The sequence below is a fragment of the Rhizobium aureum genome, from assembly GCF_030182495.1.
In the GTDB taxonomy this organism is placed as follows: Bacteria; Pseudomonadota; Alphaproteobacteria; order Rhizobiales; family Rhizobiaceae; genus Rhizobium; species Rhizobium tropici_C.
Map to the genome: position 1 here is coordinate 151,125 of NZ_JAQJCI010000002.1, position 21,751 is coordinate 172,875.

Consider the following 21,751-nt stretch of genomic DNA (forward strand, 5'->3'; position numbering starts at 1 on the left):
GATATCAACGAACGGCCTTGACCCCTTCCAGGATGAGGGTAGCGGCAATCTCGGCATATTCGTCGCGGCTGATCGGACCATTCGGCCGGAACCACATATAGACCCAGTTCATCATGCCAAAGAGCGACATGGTGACCGGCATCAGCAACGGCCTGTTCTTGTTGAGGTCCGGGTTGAGATCCTCGATGACGCTGGAAAAGCGCTTGACGATGCGTCTTTCGATCGTCCGCAATTCCGCCAGCTGTTCCTGCGATAGAGCATGCGTGCCGTTGAGCTGCACCTTGTGCTCGTTGTCGGCGCCCTCATAGTTCTTCAGCACGGCTTTCACCAGCAGGCGCAGCCGCTCCTGTGGCGTCACGTCTATCCGGTCCGCTGCGTCGATCGCGCCTTCCAGCTCCGTCAGATGCGTTTGCACGATGTCGAAGATCAGCGCGTCCTTGCCGGGATAGTAGTGGTAGAGCAGGGCTTTCGAGACATTACCGTGCGAAGCGATCATCGACATGGAGGCCTTCTCCATGCCTACCTCGGCGAAAACAGCCGCGGCACTTGCCAGGATGCCGCGCTGCTTTTCCTCGAAATCAACTGCGCGCGTGCGTGCCATGTGATCCTGCTCTGCTCATTTCCGGTTGACCTTAACCAAACCTCTCGGCCGATCCTCGCTATATACAATCAATTGCTTGTTACGCTATCCGACCAGCATTCCCATCATTCTTTCGGACGGTTGTCCACGATGCGTTTGGCCTTGCCCTCCGAGCGCGCGACTCCGCCCGGCGTATGCACGGTGACCTTCGTCGAGACACCGACCACGCTCTTGATGTGGTGGGTAAGCTCTCTTGCCGAAACGCTTCGCGCGGCTTCGTCCGCTGCCTCCAGCGTGCATTCGACATGAACGGTCATGTCGTCCATGCGGCCGGAGCGTGTCAGTTCGATCTGGAAGTGCGGTGCAAGCCCGCGGCATTTGAGGATCTGCTCTTCGATCTGGGTCGGAAAGACGTTGACGCCGCGCAGGATCATCATGTCGTCGGAGCGGCCGGTTACCTTTTCCATGCGCCGCATCGAGCGGGCGGTGCCGGGCAGCAGCCGCGTCAGGTCGCGCGTGCGATAGCGGATGATCGGCAGCCCTTCCTTCGTCAGTGTGGTGAGGACCAGCTCGCCGATCTCGCCGTCTGGCAATGCCGCGCCGGTAACCGGATCGATGATCTCTGGATAGAAATGATCTTCCCAGATGTGCAGCCCATCCTTGCTCTCGACGCATTCATTGGCAACACCCGGACCCATGACCTCCGAGAGGCCGTAAATGTCGACGGCGTGCATGTCGAAGGCATGCTCGATTTCCTCGCGCATGGCATTGGTCCACGGCTCGGCCCCGAAGATGCCGACGGCGAGCGAACTCTCTCTGGGGTCCAGGCCCTGGCGGCGGAATTCGTCGAGGATCGAGAGCATGTAGGAGGGCGTCACCATGATGACACGCGGCTTGAAATCCTGTATCAGCGCGACCTGCCGTTCCGTCATGCCGCCCGACACCGGGACCACGGTGCAGCCAAGTTTCTCCGCGCCGTAATGCGCGCCGAGGCCGCCGGTGAACAGGCCATAGCCGTAGGCGATATGCACCAGATCGCCCGCCCGTCCACCGGAGGCGCGGATCGAGCGGGCAACGAGGCTCGCCCAGGTGTCGACGTCCCTGGCAGTGTAGCCGACGACCGTCGGCTTGCCCGTCGTACCGGAGGACGCGTGGATACGGGCAAGCCTTTCGCGCGGCACGGCGAACATGCCGAAAGGATAGGTGTCGCGAAGATCCTTTTTGGTCGTGAAAGGAAATTTGGTGATATCAGACAAAGTCTTGAGATCGGAGGGATGCACGCCCAGCTCGTCGAAACGCTTGTTATAGAAGGGCGAGTTCTCATAGGCATGGGTGAGCGTCCATTTCGTGCGCTCGAGCTGCAGCGCGGAAATCTCGTCGCGGGAGGCGGTTTCGATTGCTTCAAGCTCACCTGCACGCGGCGAAAGGTTTTCCATCGATATCTCCTCCAAAAAGCCGGCGCTGCCGGCGCGCGGAACCTATTCCGGCAAAAGTGCGCCCTTGACCGTTCGCGAGTGGCCACGGAATTCCGCAATCTGCTCGCCCTTCTGATTGGTAATCGCGATATCGTAGATGCCGCCTCGTCCGCGCCGCGACACCTCCCGCGCCGCCGCCATCAGCCGGTCGCCCCTGAATGCCGGCGCGATGTAGGTCACGGAACAATGCTGAGCGACGGTGCGCTGATTGTAGGTGTTGCAGGCGAATGCGAAGGCGGAGTCGGCCAAAGTGAAGATGTAGCCGCCATGGCAGGTGCTATGGCCGTTCGTCATTGCCTCGGTGATCGTCATCGAAAGGCTCGCTTCGCCGGGGGCTACAGCAAGCAGTTCCATGCCGAGATGACGGCTGGCGTTGTCTTCGTCCCACATGGATCTTGCACAGGCTTCCGCCAGCGCCTGCGGCGAAAGGCTCTCTACCGTGCTCATTTTCCCCTGAACTCCGGCTTGCGCTTTTCGAGGAAGGCGCTGACGCCTTCGGCATAGTCGGCGCTGCGGCCTGCTTCGCGCTGAAGGTCGCGCTCAAGGTCGAGCTGCTGGTCCAGCGAATTCGTCGCTGCCGCCTGAATGGCGCGCTTCGTCAGGCCGAGGCCCTTGGTCGGACCGGCAGCGAGCCTGGTGGCAAGCGCCGTTGCCTCATCCATCAGCTTGTCATCGTCCACCACTCCCCAGATCAGGCCCCAGCCGGCGGCGGTTTCGGCATCGAGGGGTTCGGCCGTCAGCGCCAGTGCCTTGGCGCGTGCCTCGCCGATAAGCCGAGGCAAGTTCCAGGTGCCGCCGGAATCCGGCACCAGGCCGATCTTCGCAAAGGCCTGGATGAAGCGGGCCGAGCGGGCGGCAAGAGTGATGTCGCAGGCAAAGGCGATATTGGCACCGGCGCCGGCCGCTACCCCATTGACGGCGCAGACAACCGGCTTTTCCAGGCTGCGGATGAGGCGCAGCAGCGGATTGTAGAAGGTCTCGATCGTATGGCCGAGATCGGGTGTGCCCTTGCGCGGGTCGCGATCGCTGAGATCCTGGCCGGCGGAGAAGCCGCGGCCGGCTCCCGTCAGGAGAACCGCACGCACCTCCGCATCCTTGTGTGCACGCTCGAAACCGGCGCGCAGCGCCAGATGCATTTCCTCGTTGAAGGAATTGAGTTTGTCGGGTCGATTGAGCGTGAGGCTCAAAACGCCATCGGCCAGTGCCGACAGTACGGTGTCGGAATCGGGCATGTTTCCTCCCCATCGCCTTTCCCATGGCGACCGACAAGAACTCTTGCATAAACCGACCGGTCAGTCAATTATGAAGGTGGCGATTGGAGGAGACCAACAGTCACGCCCTGCACGAAAGAGCGATCGCTAGTGTCGGCATCGACAATCGGCTGGTCCCTCCGCATCTTCCTGATCTCGTCGACGAAGCGGGGGTCAGATTGTAACGAACTCCATTTCAGCCTAGTATCGGCTTGTGCCTTTTTGATGACTCTTGGGGGGGAGATCCTGCGGCATGGCGAAGCTTGTGTTCGCTTTGAACCAGTCCCTGGACGGCTATGTCGACCACATGAAATTTGCGCCCGACCGGGTGCTCTTTCGTCATTTCATCGACGACGTGCGCGGTCTCGCCGGCAGCGTTTATGGTCGCCGCATGTACGAGGTCATGCGCTATTGGGACGAAGATCATTCCGAGTGGGATGAGGAGCGACGTGACTATGCGGCGGCGTGGCGAAGCCAGCCGAAATGGGTCGTGTCGCGCTCGCTGAAGTCCGTCGGACCGAACGCCACTCTTGTCGCGGATGATTTCGAGGCGACGATACGCGGACTGAAGGCGCGACTGGATGGAGACATTGAGGTTTCCGGGCCTGAGCTGGCTCGCAGTCTGACCGACCTCGGTCTTGTGGACGAATATCGGCTATATCTTCATCCCGTCGTGCTGGGTCGCGGCAAGCCATTCTTCGCCGGCCCGCGGCCGCCGCTCCGCCTGGTGGCAAGCGATCGCATTGGCGAAGACGTGATCAGGTTGACATACGTTCCCGTATAGCTGCACGGCATAATAGCCCTTGGTTGCCGTGATCGTTCGCGGCTGCATGACCAGGCGCGCAGGGAAGTGTCCTACGAAGTGGGCAGTCGTCCAGTATTGCTCTTTACAAATGACCGACGGTCAGTCATAACGTTTACTCCTATCGGAATCCAAAGGGGGTCGAATGATTGTCCTTGTTCATGGGTTGGAAGCGCCGGCGCGGACCGGCGCGGACCGGCGCCTGTCCTTTCTCATTCGCTTAGGAGAGACCCGTCATGATCCGTCACGATCTTAGCCAATGGCCGCTTGTGCTGTCGGCTGCCCGTGGTTCGATATCGCCCGAAGAACAGCTTGCTTTCCTCTCCGACTGGACGTCGTGGCTGGACCGTGGCGAACCCTTTTCGACCCTGCGCGTCCTGACGGATCTCGGCGCAACCAAGCACCCCGAAGGCGGTGCAACGGAAGCAAGGACCTGGTTTCAATCCAACGGCGGGCGGATCAAGCGGCTCGTGATTGGCATGGCGACCGTCGTGCCGATCGCTGCCGTGAAGGAGATGAGCTGGATGAACGCCGAAAGGCTGTATGACGTCCCCGCGCAGATCTTCGATGAGGTCAATGAAGCGACGATGTGGCTCGCCTCGGTCTCTGCGGCGCGCGGAAAGCCGGTGCACATGGGGCATGTGCTGCGGAGCCTGACCGATTTGTGTAGGCCGTCATGATGGTATTCGAAACGCTGCTCCCTGATTGCGACGAGACGCATTGGCCGCTGGCGATCCTGGTCGCGGAAGCAAGGCTGGACGCCGATGGGGTTAGATCGGGCCTCGACACAGTCGAGCGCTGGCTGGCGCAGGAAAAGCCGTTTGCGCTTCTGTTGATCTCGGCATACGAGCAGCCGCTCGTGAGCGATGCTGCCATACTGGCTATGGTGGCGCAGCGGATCGGGATTGCCCGCGAAGCCCTCCATCGGTTTCTTCTCGGCATTGCCGTCGTCGTTCCGGCGGCGACGGCTGACGGCGTGCGGCAAAGTCTTGCTCGTCTTCCGCTTCATATGCCGCTAGAAATCTTCAACAAGGCTCCGCCTGCTGTGGAATGGCTATGCCGTTCCATTCTCGCGCCGGCGGGCCTTGCCATTGATAGCCTGTAGATGAGGAAAAATCCGTGACCACCGCAGAACGCCCGCGCCCGCGCACCAAGCCTCCGGAAGTCCGCCGGGAGGAGCTGATGGATGCTGCGCAGCGGCTGTTTCTGGAGAAGGGCTTTGCCGCGACCAGTGTTGCGGAAATCGTCGAGGCCGCCGATGTCGCCAAGGGCACCTTCTATCTCTATTTCCAAACGAAGGAAGATGTTCTTGCCGCTCTGAAGACGCGCTTTATCGAGCGCTTTTGTGAAAAGATCGACGCTGCTGCCGCAGCGGCATCCTCCGGCAGCTGGATGCATCGGCTCGATGTCTGGATAGGATCATGCGTGGTCGGCTATCTCGATGAGGTCGCGCTGCACGATCTGGTTTTTCATGAATTCCACCCACCCAAACGAAGCATGAAACGCGCCAATTCGCTGGTAACCCGCCTGTCATCCTTCCTGCTCGAAGGACGGGAAGCCAAAGCCTTCTCCTTCATCGATGCCCGGCTCTCGGCCGTCATGCTTTTTAATGCCATGCACAGCGCCGTCGACGACTGCCTGGCCGAAGGATCGACCGTCGACCGGCAGAAACTGGTCGATGTCGTCACGGATTTCTGTCGGCGCTCCGTCTGCCCCTGAGCGACCTGCGCGGACAATCCGCAAGCCGGCCCATCAAAGACCGGCCGTCGCCACTTGATCTTCGTGGTATTTTGCTAAGTATCGCACCGTCGATGCACCGAGTGACAGGATGGGATTGATGGCAGGCGAAGCTGAAGGCAGGGCAGTTGATTTATCGGTCGATGATACGTTCTTCGACCTTCTGACGGACAGTTTTCGTCGCATAGTCGGCGTTGCTCTCGTCGATGGAGGATCCGGGCCGGATTGGCTCTATCGCGACGCGCCCTTCGTGGTCGTCGCCCACAATACGGACGCCGATCCCCGTTTCGTCTACGCCAACAAGACTGCGCAGAAGTGCTTCGAATATCCGTGGGATGAGTTCGTGACGCTTCCTTCGCGGCTTTCGGCGGAGCTTCCCGATCGTGCGGAGCGCCAACGACTGCTGGACGCAGTGACGCGCAATGGCTTTATTTCCGACTATCGCGGCCTGCGGATCGCAAAATCTGGACGTCGTTTCTGGATCGAAGACGGCATTGTCTGGCAGCTCGTGGATCGCGACGGGACTCTGCGCGGACAGGCCGCCACATTCTCCAAATGGAAGGATGCCTAGCGCGGTTAACGGGGAAAGCCCGATGTCGCTCCAAAATCGATAATGCTCTTCCGCGTCATGTTCCAAGTCCGCGAGGCGGAACAGGCTGCGGACCACCCTCGATGACGCTGAAGGAACGGACGCTCGGTCTCCGCCTTCAAAGCGTGTCTCATCTGCTCCGGCGCGGGTCGTCAAGCGGCTGTACGACGTGTATAGTAAGGTGAAATACTTCGGCATTGCCGGGTCAGGCGCATTGCGTGACGCCGTCCTGGTATCGTCGCGTTGATGAGACCGCATCGTTGAATATATGAACAAATAACACCAATGCACTGCCCGAAGTTTCTGGCCTGTGTCGTGGCCAAATTTCTTGCTTCATCGTGAAACTTCGAAGATCGTCGTTATGTCAAACCACTGGATATTGCCCGGCAATCCAATTTTTCCGGCTCGCACCCTTGAGGAAACACAGTATTTTTTGACGGAGCTCGAGGCCTGCACAACTCAGGAGGAGTTGGCCGAGGTCGTCATTCGATATGTGGAGCCGTTCGGCGCCACCAATGTTCTGGTCGGCACCATGCCTCAGATCGGCGCGACCAAACGCCAGCAGATAGGCCATGTCTTGATCAATGCCTGGCCGAATGATTGGTCGGCTCGCTATTTTTCTCAAAACTATGTCTTCAAGGATCCGACGATCACGCTGGTACGCGAAGGGCTTGAAAGCTTTTTCTGGAATGAGGACGAAGTCGTCGGAGTTCGGTCCGGCATGCGGGTCATGGGCGAAGCCAAGGAGTTCGGCCTTGCGGAAGGTTTCACCATGACGCTTCCGAGCCTGGGGCCTGAACATGTCGGCTTTTCGATCGCCGGCGAGCGGCTTGAACTCGCGCCCGAAAACAAGAAGAATCTGGCGCTTGTCGCGAATTTTGCTGTTTATCGCGCCTTGCAGATCCGGCGCACCCAGCAAAACAGCAGCGTCGTTAAATTGACGGCACGGGAGCGTGAGGTGCTTCAGCTGGCCGCCGAAGGCTGGAAGGAGCGGCAGATCGCCTCGCGCCTCGGAATCACCGATCATGCCATCGACAAGTACATGCGCTCCTGCCGCGAAAAGCTTGGTTCGCGTAATACCAATCACGCAATTGCCCTTGCTTTGCGAAAGGGTCTGATTTCGTGAGGTACGCTTTTCCGTACCTGTGGTGATCGTGAAACGGCTCGATGATCAGCTTGCCCAAACAGGAGAGCTGTAGAGATGCTTCATATTGTCACCGACCGGAACATGCACGACTATCAGGACGAGATGGATCAGGCATTTCGTCTGCGGCACCGCGTCTTCGTCGATGAGCGCGGATGGAATGATCTGACGCGTGCCGATGGTCGCGAGACCGACCAATTCGATACGGCCGACGCCGTGCATATGCTGTTTATCAATGAAGGCGAGGTTCTTGGATATCAGCGAATGCTGCCCTCCACCAAGCCCCATCTTCTGTCCGAGGTGCTGCCGCAGCTTTGCGAGCAGGAAAGGCCTATTGGCCGGCATATCTGGGAATGGACGCGCTATTGTGTCGAGCCGGCTTACAGGGAACATGGTCGTGCCGTGAGCGCGGTCTCCAACGCGCTGCTTTCGGGTTTTGTCGAATGGGGCTTGGAAAACGATATCAATACCGTGATCATCGAAATGCAGCCGCTTTGGATCCTCCGGCTGCTGCAGCTTCATTTCCGGGTCAGCGCGCTTGGATTGCCGCAGTCGATCTCGGGAGAGGATGTCGTGGCTGTCACCGCATCGTTCGATGAGCGTACATTGACGAAACTTCGTTCCCTGAAGACGGACCTGCGCCGTCGCGCGGCTTAGATGGAATGCCGTGAACTGTTTTGGCTGCAGGTGCAGATATGCAGCTTCATTGCTCCATAAAATCAGCGCTCCAGCACGGTTGCCCAGCTCCGTGCTGGAGCGCCTGACGCATCCACCGGTATCCTGCGGTGAATTCCTGCATGTTGGGAGGTATCGGAGGTAGGTTCCGGTCCTTTCAATTTCCTCTCTCTTGAGGCATTCATAATTAATGAGGAATGTTGAATATAAACAGTCCTTCCAGCTTTCGACTAGTCTGTGAGATCAGTATGAAGACGCATTCCTCGTCACCTTCCGCGGAAACGATGCCGGCGCATCTGCTTGAAGAAACGACTGCCTTGATAACCGCGATGGAGGCGGCGCAGACCGAGGCTGACATCCTGCGGTTGGTGCTCGTCTATATCAGCCGCTTCGGCGCGACAAATGTGCTGGCGGGCACAATGCCGCCGATCGGCGACACGAAGCGGCAGCAAGTCGGCCATATTCTTCTCAATGCGTGGCCGACCGATTGGATCTCTCGTTATTTCAGTAATGACTATCTGCGCCACGATCCGACGATAGACATGGTCAAGGAGCAGCATGCCCCGTTCTTCTGGCGGGATATAGAGGGTTGGAGACTGCAGAATACGAGGGCGCGCGATGTCATGGGGGAAGCCGGAGAGTTTGGTTTGCGCGAGGGTTTCACCATCGCCCTGCAGACTTTCGATGGAACCGTGATAGGCTTTTCCATCGGCGGTGAACATCTCGAAATCAAGGAGCAGGAGCGCGGCGGCCTGCAATTGCTGGCGACCTTTGCAGTGGACCGTGCCTTCCAGCTTAGGGACCTGGATCAGCTTCCGTTGCTGAAGGGGGTCACGCCAAGGGAAAGACGTGCGCTGCAATTGGCCGCGGATGGCTTGCGGGATCATGAGATCGCGGTGCGGATGGGCATCACCCATCACGGCGCCGAAAAGCATCTGCGCTCGGTTCGCGACAAGCTCGAAGCAAAAAATACAACCAATGCCATTGCGATCGCCATTCGGCTCGGCCTGATAAGGTAGGATCGGCTCTCTGCGACATTGACTGGGAGGCTTCGCCAGACTGCACGGAATAGTGATCGGGCGAGTTTGTTTCCGCCGGACGTTGATAGTTTCGGTACCATTATTGCCTTTATTCAGGACTCTACTAAATATGGTTCGGACATAGCAAATTGGCTATCGTAATTCGGATCGTAAAAACTCGTGCTGAATCAGAAGCAGAGGCGTGCGAATGACGTTTGACTGGTCTGTTTGCTGAGGACGGCCGACTTGGACGCCACCAGCTTCAATCATGATGAAGTCGATGCTGCATACGGCGGCCGAAAGATGTTGTTCGGCGGCTATCGACATAGATGTGCCGTATCCCGCGATCCAGCCAACCCCGATCAAGATCGCTTTCAAAGCTGGCGCCGATCGCAGGCGCCAGCAAGGATGCGACAACTTTGGCGTGGAAAGGCCTCTCGTGAGCCTCGCCAGAGCCGACGTCAGCAGAATTCTCAGCGACCCGTTCCCGAAAAATAGAGTTACCAGTCATGATAAAACGCATGGTGATCATGCTGATCGTCATAGGCCTGATCCTGGGCGGGATTTTCGGCTTCCAGGCATTCAAGAACCGTATGATCGCGGCGTATCTGGCTAATCTCAAGGCGCCACCGCAGACGGTCTCCACCATCACGGCGGCAACGAGCCCGTGGCAGACCACGCTGCAATCCATAGGCAGCTTCAATGCCGTCGAGGGTGCCAATCTCTCGGCGCAGGTCCAGGGCATCGTTCAGAAGATCGGGTTTCAGGACGGCCAGGATGTCAAGAAGGGCGATCTCATCGTCCAGCTGCTTGCCGACCAGCAGATCGCAACGCTGCAGCAATACCAGGCATCGGCGACAAATGCGCAGATCGCCTATGAGCGCGATTCCAAGCTGATCAAGGCAAATACCATTGCGCAGAGCCAAGTGGATAGCGATCTGGCCACATGGAAGGCTGCGCAGGCGCAGGTCGCCTCGCAACAGGCGCTGATCGATCAATATTCGATCCGTGCACCCTTCGATGGACACCTCGGTATCCGGCTGGTCAGCCTCGGCGAATATCTGGCGCCCGGAACCGCAGTCGTCACATTGCAATCGCTCGATCCGATCCAGTTCGATTTCTCGCTGCCGCAGCAAGCCCTATCGCAGTTGAAGGTCGGCCAAGCGGTGACGGCGACGGTCGACGCTTATGGCAACCAGACCTTCGATGGCAAGATCACGGCAATCAGCCCGTTGGTCGACACTCAGAGCCGTAACATCACCATCCGTGCAACGTTTCCTAATGCCGACCGTAAGCTCTTGCCCGGCATGTTCGGCAGTGTTTCTGTGGTGGTGGGTGAACCGAGAGAGTATATCGCTCTGCCGCAGACTGCCGTCACCGTCAATCCCTATGGCAACGTCGTTTATGTGGTGACCGATAAAGGCAAGATGCCGGATGGAAAGCCGCAGCTCGTCGCCAGTCAGAAGTTCGTCAGCACCGGGCAGGCGCGCGGCGATCAGATCGCGGTGATCAAAGGTATAAACGCGGGCGAAGTCGTGGTGACCTCCGGCCAATTGAAGCTCAATAACGGCTCGCCTGTCATCATCAACAATGATGTACAGCCGTCGAACGATCCCAACGCAAATCCGGCAAACCCCAACTGAGGTGTGGCGATGAATATCACCGATATCTTCATCCGGCGCCCTGTCCTTGCCCTCGTGGTGAGCGCGTTGATTGTCGTGATCGGCTACCAGTCGTTCCGTACGCTGACCGTCCGTCAATATCCGCAGACCCAGAATGCCGTCGTCACGGTGTCAACCACCTATCCCGGTGCGGCACCCGACGTCATCGCCGGCTTCATCACGACGCCGCTCGAAAACGCCATCGCCCAGGCGAACGGCATCGATTACATGACATCCTCAAGCACCAGCGGCACATCGACAATCACCGTCAACCTGCGCCTCAACTACAGTGCCGACGCGGCGATGACGGAAATCAATGCCAAGGTATCCTCGGTTCTCAACCAGCTGCCGAACGGCACGCAACAGCCCATCATGACGGTTTCCATCGGCACGTCGATCGATGCGATGTATATCGGCTTCCGCAGCGATGTTCTGGCCAGCAACCAGATCACCGACTATCTGACGCGCGTGGTTCAGCCTAAGCTGCAGGCGGTCAATGGCGTTCAGACAGCCGAAATCCTTGGCGCGCGAACCTTCGCCTTGAGAGCCTGGCTGAAGCCCGATAGGCTCGCTGCCTATGGATTAACGGCCGGGGATGTCGCGACGGCGCTCGCAAACAACAACTATATTTCCGGCGTTGGCACGACGCGCGGCCAGATGACTCAGACGGTGCTGACGGCACAGACCGATCTGCATTCGGCTGATGAATTCAGGGAGATGGTGGTCAGGCAGATCGGCAGCACGATCGTTCGCCTGAAGGATGTCGCTACCGTCGTGCTGGGGTCGCAAAATCCGGATGTTCAGATCCGGTTCGATGCACAGGATGGCGTGTTCATGGGCATCCAGATTACGCCGACGGCAAACCTGCTCGATGTGATCGCCGGTGTACGTGCCGTGTTTCCGAGTATCCAGGCGCAGCTGCCGCAGGGGCTCCAAGGCTATATCGTCTACGATTCCAGCACCTTCGTCACCACGTCGATCGATGAGGTGGTCAAGAGCCTGATCGAGGCTCTGGTGATCGTCATTTTCGTGGTGTTCGCCTTTCTCGGTTCACCGCGATCGGTTGCCATTCCGATCGTCGCCATACCGCTGTCGTTGGTCGGCACCTTCGCGATGATGCTGATCTTTGGCTTCTCGATCAACCTTCTGACGCTGCTTGCCCTGGTGCTGGCGATCGGCCTCGTGGTCGACGACGCCATCATCGTCGTGGAGAACGTCAACCGTCACATCGAGGAAGGGGCGCCGCCGATGCAAGCGGCGCTGGCCGCGGCGCACGAACTGGTGGGGCCGATCCTTGCAATGACCGTCGTGCTGGTCGCCGTCTATGTGCCGATCGGCTTCCAGGGCGGCCTGACCGGCGCTCTATTTACGGAATTTGCCTTTACGCTGGTCGGCGCTGTCACCGTTTCGATGATCATCGCGCTGACGCTGACGCCGATGATGTGTTCGCGCATCCTGAAGCCGCATTTGACCGATCGCAGCGGCTGGGAGGAGCGAATCTCCGATTTCATCGACCGTCGCTTCTCTGAAATCCACCGGCCCTATGTGCGCATGCTGCACGGCAGCCTGAACACTGTGCCGGTGGCGTTGGTCTTTGCCGCAATCGTCCTCGGCAGCATCTATTTCCTCTACACCAGCGCCAAGACCGAGCTGGCTCCCAACGAAGACCAGGGATTCCTCGCCGCGCAGATGACGAATGCCCCGAACGCGACGCTTGACCAAAAGCTGCTCAACTCCGATCAGGTCAACAAGATCTTCGCCAGCTTCCCCGAAACCGATCATACCCTGCAGGTCGAGGTGCCCGGCACCTCGTTCGAGGGCATGGTGTTGAAACCATGGGATCAGCGCACCAGAACGGCGGACCAGTTGCAGCCGTTGGTACAGGCTGACCTCGCAAAAATCGCCGGCGGACAGGCGGTGGTCTTCCAGATACCACCGCTGCCTGGCGCGAGTGGCTTGCCCGTGCAGTTCGCCATCGGCAGCACCGGCGATTTCAACCAGCTCAACGAAGTATCCAATACGTTCCTGCAGGAAGCGCAGAAATCCGGTGAATTCATCTTCCTGACCAAGGATCTCTACGTCGACAATCCGCAATATTCGATCCAGATCGACCGCAACAAGGCATCGGCTCTCGGCCTGTCGATGAACAATGTCGGTTCGGCGCTCGCAGCCATGCTGGGTGGCGGCTACGTCAACTATTTCAGCATCGACAACCGCTCCTATCAGGTCATACCGCAGGTGGAGCAGCGCTCGCGCCAGACCATCGATCAGATCATGAACTATCCAATCGCAACCGTGAACGGCGACAAGATTCCGCTTTCGGCGATCGCGACGGCGAAGCTTCAGGCGACGCCGCGTTCAGTTGCGCATTTCCAGCAGCTGAATTCGGCCACCATCTCGGGCGTGCCGGCCCCGGGCGTCGCCGTCGGCGATGCGCTGGAAACCCTCAAGTCGATCGCGGCGCGCACGCTGCCACAGGGGTACTCGGTCGATTACGGAGGCCAGTCACGCCAATATGTGCAGGAATCCAGCGGCATGGCTACCACCTTCGCCCTAGCCTTGATCATTGTGTTCTTGGCGCTGTCGGCGCAGTTCAACAGTTTCCGCGACCCGCTGATCATTCTTGTGTCGGTGCCCATGTCGATTGCGGGCGCGCTCGCCTTCATCAGCCTCGGCATCGGCGGCGCGACGATGAACATCTATACGCAGGTCGGCTTGGTGACGCTGATGGGGCTGATCAGCAAGCACGGTATCCTGATCGTCGAGGTGGCGAATACGTTGCAGGCCTCCGGAAAGACCAAACGGGAGGCGATCGAGGGTGCCTGCGGCATTCGTCTGCGTCCGATCCTCATGACGACCGGCGCTATGGTTTTGGGCGTCGTGCCGCTGATCCTGGCGACCGGAGCCGGCGCATCCGCCCGCTTCAACATGGGCCTCGTGATCGCGGCGGGGCTTGCCATCGGGACATTGTTCACGCTTTTCGTGGTGCCTGCCGTCTACATGCTGCTTGCCGCCGATCACCATAAGCGGGCTGCATCCGAAGCGGAACCGGCGCCCGTGCATTGACCGGAACCGCCATCAGGCCTACGCGCCATAGTGGCCGGGCATTGTCTCGATCGAACTCAGCCGCGGCATCATCTTGCCGACCGTCTCTTTGCGAAAGACCGGTACGGTGGTCGCCGTCGTCTCGCGTGCCGTCGACGGAGGGCACGCGCTTCGGAATTCCTATCATCACCCCCGCGCGGCAGACAGGCTGGATTCGACGCCCGCATATTCGCGTGACTGATCTTTGCGAAGCAATCTTCGCGAGATTTCATCCGCTGGAACGGGCTTGCCGACCATATATCCTTGAAGCTGATCGCAGCCGGCGGCGCGTAATATCGCCGCTTGATTGGCGGTTTCGATCCCCTCCGCGGTCACCGGAATTCCGAGCGCCGTGGCAAGGGAGATTGTTGCGCGAAGAACGTCGACCCCATTTCCCTCGTCTTCCACGCTGGATACCAGCGAGCGGTCTATCTTCACGCGGTCAAACCCAAATTGCCGCAATGCGCCGATGCTTGCATAACCACACCCGAAATCGTCGAGCGCAAACCTGATGCCGATGCTCTTGAGCTGATTGATCGACCGCCGCGCCTGATCCGGATTGCTAATGAGAACACCCTCCGTAATTTCCAAGGTGAGACGGGTCGGATCGAAAGCGAACTCCTGCAGGACAGCGATCACCTGCGCACCGAAATCCGGATTGCACAGTTGGATGGGCGATACGTTGACCGATAGTGTCAGACCGCTCCAGTTCTTCGCGCAAGCGATGGAGGTTCGCAGCATATGGATGCCGAGAGCATCGATAAGGCCGGATTTTTCCGCAAGCGGGATGAATATTTCGGGGCTGATGCTTCCCGCCGGACTACGCCAGCGCGCCAGAGCTTCGAGACCGGTGGTCATGCCCGTTGCCGCGGAGACCAGGGGCTGGAAAACGGGTTCGATTGCGCCACTGTTGATGGCCTGTCTCAGCATGCCTTCCATTTCGGCGATCCGCTGACGATCCTGATCGAGGCCGGGATTGTATTCGACCGCATGCCCCTTGCCGTTTTCCTTGGCGCGATAAAGGGCCATGTCGGCTCTGCGCAGAAGTTCAAGAGGCGCCATGTTCCCCGCACAGATTGCCGCGCCGATACTGGCGTCTGCCTCGATCGTCCGCCCGTCGATCTTGAAGGGTTCCCCAAATACCGCGAGGATGGATTTCTCTACCTCACCGCATGTGGCATGCCCGACCTGCACCAACGCGAATTCATCGCCGCCAAGCCTTGCAGCGGCGAGAATTTCGGAATGGCACGTCGGTAGCGCCTGCGCGATCATGCGGATCAGATCATCCCCGACGGCATGCCCCCAGGCATCATTGACCGCTTTGAAGCCATCGAGATCGATCAGGTAGAGCGACAGCGGTGCTGCGGCCGATGCGTTCATGCTATCCAGCGCGTTCAGAAGCCCATGTCTGTTGAGTAAGCCGCTCAGACTATCATGACTGGCTTCAAAGTGGGCAGTCTGCGCGAGCTGACGCAGACGCCGCGCTTCGGACGTGCCGGCCAAAAGAACGCCGCCGAGGAAGAGGACAAGAATGACGACGGCCGTCGCGATATAAGGGGAAACCTTGGACAGCGCCGCGGTTCCCGGCGCTTTGCCGGGCCAGGCGAGATAAGCGATCGGGGCGCCATTCATATCCTTGATTGGCCAGTTGAGGAGGCCTTGTTCGGGCGCGAGCGTGAGGTGCAATCCTTCGAGTTCGTGTTCGTCCGATAGCGTGTCCAGGATCTCAGGCGTCAGGTCCTTGGTGAAGCTCAGCACACTTAGCTTCGGAAGCACGGCGGCGGGCGTGTACGGTTGGATGGCCTGTGACGCGACGAGAGTAATGCCGTTCTCCGTCTTCATGAAATTCACGATCGGATCCTGGCCCGGGCCGGCGGCGGCCACGATTTGGCGGTCGAACGGGTGGCCGAAAAGATCCCGGGGCTGGACCGGTTTGCCCTTGATGTAGGCGGAAAGTGTTGCGTCATCCGGTCCGATCACGATCGCGCCATCATATAGCGGATAGTTCGCGCTGACCTTTCCCCAGTTTGCATAGGCCCAGTCAGCGGCCGTCGCGGTGCCGATGGCGTTGTAGGCATCGTCCCATACGGCGTTATCTCTGATGGTGGCGCCTAGACGCGACACCAGCGCTGCAATTCCGGCCTCGGCCGCGCGGCCCGCCCGGGCATCGTCGATATCGTTCATCGAGCGCGTCATCGTGGCAACAACATGCGCCACCAGGCTTGTCAGCAAGAGAGCAACAGCAAGAAAGCAGGCAGTTACGGCAAATACGGAAGAGGTCTGAGCGCGCACATGCCCAGCCGCGAGATGAAGCGACATGAGAAGTCCGAGATGTGAATTGGAAAGACCATGTCAGAGGGGACTGCAGGAGACATCATGTCCGCAAGGCGCTGCATCACATGAATTATCACGTGATTGTGTAAGTGCGATTAAGGGGCGTGGTTAAAAACCTCCTGCCGGAATTTCCGATTCGTCCCGGGCGTACAGGTCTATCGAGTCTGAGAATGCTTCAACGTCGTCAGAGCTTCGGGGTCAACATATCGAAGCGGTCGTAAATGGTGGCGCAGGTATCAACTTCGGATCCCTCAAGAGCAAAACCACAGACGTCTCCCATGCGGGATGGCCCTCGCGCAATGGCTTCGCCAGTCGACCTGGGGTAAGATACGCCGCAGGGGCCATCGCGGTCGGCGGGGAGGGGCATGGAGCGCCGTCTTGCAGCAATTCTGATCGCTGACGTCGCAGGCTACAGCCGCCTGAGCCAGATCGACGAGGAAGCGACGCGCCGCAACTTCAAGGCAGATCTGGATGATGTCATCGAACCCAGAATAGCCGAACATCACGGCCGGCTGGTCAAGACGATGGGCGACGGGCTGCTCGTAGAATTTCATAGTGTCGTCGACGCCTTGCAATGCGCGATCGCCATTCAGCGGGAGAAGGCGAAGCGGAATTCGGCCACCGACGGCGCCATGACGCTGCGGTTCCGCATCGGGGTTAATCTCGGCGACATCATCGTCGAGGACGAGGATATTCACGGCGATGGAGTCAACATTGCCGATCGCATGCAGACGCTGGCCGAACCTGGCGGTATCGCAATCTCCGGCACGACCTATGATCAGGTGAAGACGAAGATCGATGTCGGCTTCATTTCGCTCGGGCGGCAGAAAGTCAAGAGCATTGCCGAGCCGATCCGGGTCTACAGAGTCGCTTTCGATCCGGCCGCGGCCCGCCGGTTTCCGCAATTGCCCAAGCGTGTGCGCCGCGGCGCGGTCCTGGCTATCGCACTGTCTCTGATTGTCGGCGGTGGCGCTTATCTCTGGTACAGGCTGGACATTGGTGAGACGCCGGCGTTCGTCCGCCGCTTCGCCTATCCTCTGCCAGACAAGCCGTCGGTCGCCGTCCTTCCTTTCATCAATGTCAGCGGCGATTCGGAGCAAGATCACCTGGCCGAAGGGCTGACGGACGATCTGATTACCGAACTTTCCAAAGTGTCGGGGCTTTTTGTCATTGCGAGGCATTCGGTCTTTGCGTTGAAGGGCGATACGAGCAAGACTAAGGACGTGGCGGCGGAACTCGGCGTGCATTACCTGCTCGAAGGCACGCTGCAGCGGGCGGGGCTGCAGTTGCGGATCAATGTGAAATTGATCGACGCTCTGACGGGACTCTCCATGTGGGGGGAACGCTACGACCGGCAATATGCCGATCTCTTTGCAATTCAAGACGATGTGACCGGCAAGATCATCTCGGCGCTGAAGGTGGAGCTCAACGAAGGCGAGCGCACGCAGATTGAGAAGATCCCGAGCGATAACCTCGAAGCCTACGACTATTACATGCGCGCAGAGCACGAAGGGCTGCTCTACAGCGATGTGGAGACCTATCGCCGGACGCTTTCCTATTACCAGAAGGCGATCGACCTCGATCCGAATTTTGCCGACGCGCACTCCGGGATCGCGCGCGTCGCAGTCGATGTTTGGCGCAACGATTACAATTTTCTCTGGTCGGCGGCGGTGGCGCGCAAGATCGCCTATGATGCGGCGGGACAGGCGCTGAAGCTTGACCCGAACAATGCGCGGGCCCATACCGTGCTCGCCCTGTTGCAACTGGTCGATGGGAGGGAAGTCGAAGCCCGGGAGTCGGCAAACCGGGCCGTGGCGGCCCAGCCGAACAGCGCTGAAGCTGCAGGTAACCTGGCGTTGATCCTGTCCCAAACGGGAAGCCATTACGAGGCGGTTGCCGAAATCGACAGGGCGCTCAGGCTTGATCCGGCGCCATCGCCGAGCTTCCAGCTGCTGGCGGGCATCGTTCTCTACACGGTGCGAGACAATAATCGTGCCATCCCTCTTATAGAAGCGGCGCGCGACGCGTTGCCGAACGCCGAACCGGCGCGCGAATATCTGACAGCGGCTTATGGCTTTGATGGCGACCGGGTGCGAAGCGTGGCGGAGAAGGCCAAGCTTCTGGAACTCTTCCCGGAAAGCAATCTCGCCTATTACGGGTATCTCTACGACTACTGGCGTCCACCGGAACTGGAGCATCACCTCGCCGGGCTGAAGGCCGCAGGTATTCCGGCATGGCCTTTCGGATTTGTCGGGAGCGATGCCGATCGGCTCGACGAGAAGGCGCTGCGCGATCTAATCGACGGAAAGACCTGGGCTGGAAAACACAAGAATGGAACGACCTTCGTCCAGTATTTTGATAAGGCAGGCAACACCGCCTACAGGAGCGCCAATACCAATATTACCGGCACGGTCGACGTGAAGGGAAATAGGCTGTGCGAGAGGTTTAGTGGCTATTTCCTGGACCGCATGGTCTGCGGGCAGGTCTATAGGAACAGGGATGCCGGACAGCCCGACGCCCAATACGTCCACGTGACCCCTCAGGCACTGATGTTCTTTTCACCGGCACCATGAAATCAGTCTGCCGGCGTGTGCTGCCAGTCCTTTTGCATTTTTTCGGAAATCAACGTGTTCTGAACTTCCGACCAATGTTTCTTGGAGTCGATGACCTTTGTCGGCTTTTTCTCGAAGCCGTCGGCGGCACCAGGATCGTAGCTCAGGTACAGCTTGCCATCGATGATGCGCCAGGCATTAGGGTCGATATTGGTGGTCACCGTGCCGAAGGAAACGCCGTCTGCGCAATAGCCGCCGTATTGCGGTGCGTATTTTCCGGGATCGGCGATGAACAGGTCACGATTCTTGGCGCTGGCGAAATGCCACTCGGCACCCAGCCAGCGATGCGAATAGGCCGAGGATCCCTGTACGGCCCTGTTTTCACTGAAATATGCCACCGTATCGTATCCCTTGATCGCGACATCACCGAAATAGCCGGTGTTGACCGGCTCCTCGGCGCAGACCGGCGCGGCAATGGCGATTGCCAAGCCTGCGAAGATCAGTGCGGCGGGTCCTGCCTGTTTGCGAGACATGTATCGGTCCTCCCTTTTCGGGCAGTTGAAGTGGTGCTATTGGCGCTTGGTGCATTCGGCAAAGAGCCAGTCGCCAACGAGATCAGCCTTTTGGCAGACCGCTCCAGCCTTCAGTAGCAGTCCAACGGTATCCCAGTGGGACCGCCATCCGGCCTGGGTCAACGGCGTGTAGCCGTTACGCTCTTTCGCTTCCAGGTCGGCCTTGTGCGCCACCAAGAAGGCTACCACATCGGCTTGCCCTTCCTCGGCAGCAGCATGCAGCGGTGACATGTGGTAGAAGTTCTGGTCGTCATTAACTTTCGCACCTTTCGACACCAGCAGCTCGACCACGTCGAGATGTCCGCCGTAGGCGGCGGCATGCAGCGCGGTAAGGCCGCCTTTGTTACGGCATTCGATATCGGCACCGTTTTCCAGCAATAGCGCGACTATATCCTTATGCCCGGCGAGCGCAGCAATGAGCAGGGGCGGTTCACCGGACTCGTTCGGGACGCCGATATCGATGCCGGCCGCGATCAATTGCGCGACGCGCTCTCGATCGCCGGTCTGGGCGGCGTCATGCAGTGGGTCTGCATAGACGAGCGGCGTCCAGAGTAAAAGGCATGCCATAAATCCGCTGACGACCCTCATCGCAAACCTCGTCCAACAAGACGACCTCACCGGTGCGAAAGAACATTTAACGTATCACGAATACGACGTCGTAATCAAGAAATCGCGCAGCAACGAGTTTAGATGGTGAGTGTTTAAAGGTGTCTTGGGTATCGCCACTCAATATGCGGTAAGAAGATCTGGCGTGAGGACACAGTCGAGCGCAGATTGCATTGCTAAAATAAAATAGCATTGGTTGTTATTACAATGGCGAGATTGCTGCATGGAAAAATGCTGGGGTGTTTAGACTGATTTTGAGCGACTTTCTCCGGCTCTTTGGTTCGACAAATCTGTTGCCCTGAGAAATCAAGATGACGGGCCGTCGGTTCGATTCCCATTGAGAACGGACATCGCGGTTCTCATGAAACCGCACTCTCTTGCCCCGTCTCGTCCATGCCGTCTTCCAAGCGGACAGCCAACTCCCGTCCTTTTTCAAGGTCTCAGATCAATCCTCGCCTGGCGAGGTTGCGCATCAGATGCGAAGTTCCGAACGTCCATGGCGCGCATTCGGTCGACAGCAGCACGCGGTTACGCAGCGCTCCAAGCTTGTCGTTGGAGATGGTAACGATGTCGCCGACCTTGTGGGTGAAGCCTTGGCCGGGCGTGTCGCGATCCTCGACGGGAGCAAATAGCGTTCCCATGAACAGCACGAAGCCGTCGGGATATTGGTGATGGCGACCGATGGTCTGGGAGACGAGATCCAGCGGATCGCGGCTGATTTCCTTCATCGAGGAGCGCCCATGCAGCACATAGCCGTCCTCGCCTTCGACCTTCAGGTCGAGATCGGCATAGCGCACGTCGTCCAGGCCGTAGGTTTCGTCGAACAGGCGGATGAAGGGGCCGATCGAACAAGAGGCGTTGTTGTCCTTCGCCTTGCCGAGCAATAGCGCGGACCGGCCCTCGACATCGCGCAGGTTGACGTCGTTACCGAGGGTGGCGCCCTTGACTCGGCCCTGGCTGTCGACGGCGAGCACGATTTCCGGCTCTGGATTGTTCCATTTGGAGATCGGATGCAGGCCGACATCCGCACCCTGCCCGACGGAGGACATGACCTGCGATTTGGAAAAGACTTCGGCATCCGGTCCGATGCCGACTTCGAGATATTGCGACCACACACCCTCCTCGATCAGTGCGGCCTTGACCTTGGCGGCTTCCGGTGAACCGGCTTTCAAGTTGCGCAGGCTGTCGCCGATCAGCGCGGTCACCTTGCCGCGGATCGCTTCGGCAAGATCCGGATTTCCGGCGGCACGCTCCTCGATGACGCGCTCCAGCATCGAGCGGGCGAAAGTGACGCCGCAGGCCTTGATCGCCTGCAGATCGATGGGCGCGAGAAGATGGATGACCAAGTGGTTGGCCTTGGCGGTAAGCAGATCGTCGAGTTTGGCGATGGCTTCGCCTTTCTGTGCACGAATGAAAGCCACCGGATCATCTTTTTCCAGAAGGTCGCGCATGGTCGGCGCGTCCTTCGAGGTGATGTCGTATAGTGTGCCGTCCCGAACGGTGACGAGGGCAGGGCCTTCCACATCCGGGCGCCAGATGCGGCCGACGAATGTTCCGGTGGTGAATGTGTCTGAGCTCGTCATGTCGTTCGTCTCCTCCAAACTGCGTGTGTTTTCTAACCCAGGCAAATGTGCTTTGCCATCCGTTATCGATGCGGTATTCGCCCACGTT

20 protein-coding genes are annotated in these 21,751 nt (G+C 59.0%); 11 read left to right on the forward strand and 9 right to left on the reverse strand.

What is annotated here, in order from left to right; all coding sequences use genetic code 11:
- Positions 1–4: 4 nt before the first annotated feature.
- The 4 genes from PH552_RS06535 to paaG all read right to left on the reverse strand — a co-directional run bounded on the left by PH552_RS06535 (position 5) and on the right by paaG (position 3,287).
- Positions 5–601 (reverse strand): TetR/AcrR family transcriptional regulator, encoded by a 597-nt coding sequence (locus tag PH552_RS06535; protein ID WP_113250306.1) that lies wholly within the window; start codon positions 599–601, stop codon positions 5–7.
- 104 nt (positions 602–705) lie between these two features.
- Positions 706–2,016 carry a phenylacetate--CoA ligase PaaK gene (paaK, locus tag PH552_RS06540; protein WP_183761215.1) on the reverse strand — a complete coding sequence of 437 codons (1,311 nt, stop codon included), beginning with the start codon at positions 2,014–2,016 and terminating at the stop codon, positions 706–708.
- Between the two features lie 42 nt (positions 2,017–2,058).
- Complete coding sequence (gene paaI, locus PH552_RS06545) at positions 2,059–2,502, reverse strand: hydroxyphenylacetyl-CoA thioesterase PaaI (RefSeq protein WP_112344540.1); 444 nt, start codon at positions 2,500–2,502, stop codon at positions 2,059–2,061.
- A complete protein-coding gene (gene paaG / locus PH552_RS06550; RefSeq protein ID WP_112344541.1) occupies positions 2,499–3,287 on the reverse strand; it encodes a 2-(1,2-epoxy-1,2-dihydrophenyl)acetyl-CoA isomerase PaaG in 789 nt (262 codons plus the stop codon). Before paaG ends, paaI begins: the two co-directional genes overlap by 4 nt.
- A gap of 271 nt (positions 3,288–3,558) precedes the next feature.
- Here paaG and PH552_RS06555 point away from each other — a divergent pair, with 271 nt between their 5' ends.
- From PH552_RS06555 to PH552_RS06590, 8 genes are all read left to right on the forward strand, one after another.
- Positions 3,559–4,089, forward strand: coding sequence for a dihydrofolate reductase family protein (locus PH552_RS06555; protein ID WP_112344542.1), 531 nt, complete (start codon positions 3,559–3,561; stop codon positions 4,087–4,089).
- Positions 4,090–4,343: 254 nt separating this feature from the next.
- Positions 4,344–4,787 (forward strand): hypothetical protein, encoded by a 444-nt coding sequence (locus tag PH552_RS06560; protein WP_112344543.1) that lies wholly within the window; start codon positions 4,344–4,346, stop codon positions 4,785–4,787.
- On the forward strand, positions 4,784–5,212 hold the full coding sequence (locus PH552_RS06565) for a hypothetical protein (protein WP_112344544.1): 429 nt from the start codon (positions 4,784–4,786) through the stop codon (positions 5,210–5,212). The genes PH552_RS06560 and PH552_RS06565 overlap by 4 nt, the downstream gene beginning before the upstream one ends.
- A gap of 14 nt (positions 5,213–5,226) precedes the next feature.
- Entirely contained in the window at positions 5,227–5,826 is a 600-nt protein-coding gene (locus tag PH552_RS06570; protein ID WP_245430457.1) for a TetR/AcrR family transcriptional regulator, read from the forward strand.
- 109 nt (positions 5,827–5,935) lie between these two features.
- Positions 5,936–6,415: an MEKHLA domain-containing protein gene (locus PH552_RS06575; protein WP_432422030.1), complete on the forward strand. Its 480-nt coding sequence runs from the start codon at positions 5,936–5,938 to the stop codon at positions 6,413–6,415.
- A 451-nt stretch (positions 6,416–6,866) separates the two neighbouring features.
- On the forward strand, positions 6,867–7,559 hold the full coding sequence (locus tag PH552_RS06580) for a helix-turn-helix transcriptional regulator (protein WP_162737002.1): 693 nt from the start codon (positions 6,867–6,869) through the stop codon (positions 7,557–7,559).
- 75 nt (positions 7,560–7,634) lie between these two features.
- On the forward strand, positions 7,635–8,234 hold the full coding sequence (locus PH552_RS06585; RefSeq protein WP_285165757.1) for an acyl-homoserine-lactone synthase: 600 nt from the start codon (positions 7,635–7,637) through the stop codon (positions 8,232–8,234).
- Positions 8,235–8,500: 266 nt separating this feature from the next.
- Positions 8,501–9,271 (forward strand): helix-turn-helix transcriptional regulator, encoded by a 771-nt coding sequence (locus tag PH552_RS06590; protein WP_162737003.1) that lies wholly within the window; start codon positions 8,501–8,503, stop codon positions 9,269–9,271.
- Positions 9,272–9,533: 262 nt separating this feature from the next.
- Here PH552_RS06590 and PH552_RS06595 read toward each other — a convergent pair whose 3' ends face one another.
- The gene (locus PH552_RS06595) at positions 9,534–9,815 is read right to left on the reverse strand and encodes a hypothetical protein (protein WP_145644310.1); all 282 of its coding nucleotides are present in this window, start codon (positions 9,813–9,815) and stop codon (positions 9,534–9,536) included.
- Between PH552_RS06595 and PH552_RS06600 the strand changes: the two genes are divergently transcribed.
- The gene (locus PH552_RS06600; RefSeq protein WP_245430458.1) at positions 9,793–10,914 is read left to right on the forward strand and encodes an efflux RND transporter periplasmic adaptor subunit; all 1,122 of its coding nucleotides are present in this window, start codon (positions 9,793–9,795) and stop codon (positions 10,912–10,914) included. The genes PH552_RS06595 and PH552_RS06600 overlap by 23 nt on opposite strands.
- A gap of 9 nt (positions 10,915–10,923) precedes the next feature.
- A complete protein-coding gene (locus tag PH552_RS06605; RefSeq protein WP_112344550.1) occupies positions 10,924–13,998 on the forward strand; it encodes an efflux RND transporter permease subunit in 3,075 nt (1,024 codons plus the stop codon).
- Positions 13,999–14,163: 165 nt separating this feature from the next.
- Here PH552_RS06605 and PH552_RS06610 read toward each other — a convergent pair whose 3' ends face one another.
- Complete coding sequence (locus PH552_RS06610) at positions 14,164–16,335, reverse strand: bifunctional diguanylate cyclase/phosphodiesterase (RefSeq protein WP_112344551.1); 2,172 nt, start codon at positions 16,333–16,335, stop codon at positions 14,164–14,166.
- A 380-nt stretch (positions 16,336–16,715) separates the two neighbouring features.
- Between PH552_RS06610 and PH552_RS06615 the strand changes: the two genes are divergently transcribed.
- A complete protein-coding gene (locus PH552_RS06615) occupies positions 16,716–18,923 on the forward strand; it encodes an adenylate/guanylate cyclase domain-containing protein (protein WP_183761212.1) in 2,208 nt (735 codons plus the stop codon).
- Between the two features lie 2 nt (positions 18,924–18,925).
- Here PH552_RS06615 and PH552_RS06620 read toward each other — a convergent pair whose 3' ends face one another.
- From PH552_RS06620 to PH552_RS06630, 3 genes are all read right to left on the reverse strand, one after another.
- On the reverse strand, positions 18,926–19,435 hold the full coding sequence (locus tag PH552_RS06620; protein WP_112344553.1) for a YHS domain-containing (seleno)protein: 510 nt from the start codon (positions 19,433–19,435) through the stop codon (positions 18,926–18,928).
- A 36-nt stretch (positions 19,436–19,471) separates the two neighbouring features.
- A complete protein-coding gene (locus PH552_RS06625) occupies positions 19,472–20,062 on the reverse strand; it encodes an ankyrin repeat domain-containing protein (protein ID WP_112344554.1) in 591 nt (196 codons plus the stop codon).
- Positions 20,063–20,520: 458 nt separating this feature from the next.
- Positions 20,521–21,663 carry a fumarylacetoacetate hydrolase family protein gene (locus PH552_RS06630; RefSeq protein ID WP_112344555.1) on the reverse strand — a complete coding sequence of 381 codons (1,143 nt, stop codon included), beginning with the start codon at positions 21,661–21,663 and terminating at the stop codon, positions 20,521–20,523.
- Positions 21,664–21,751 lie beyond the last annotated feature (88 nt).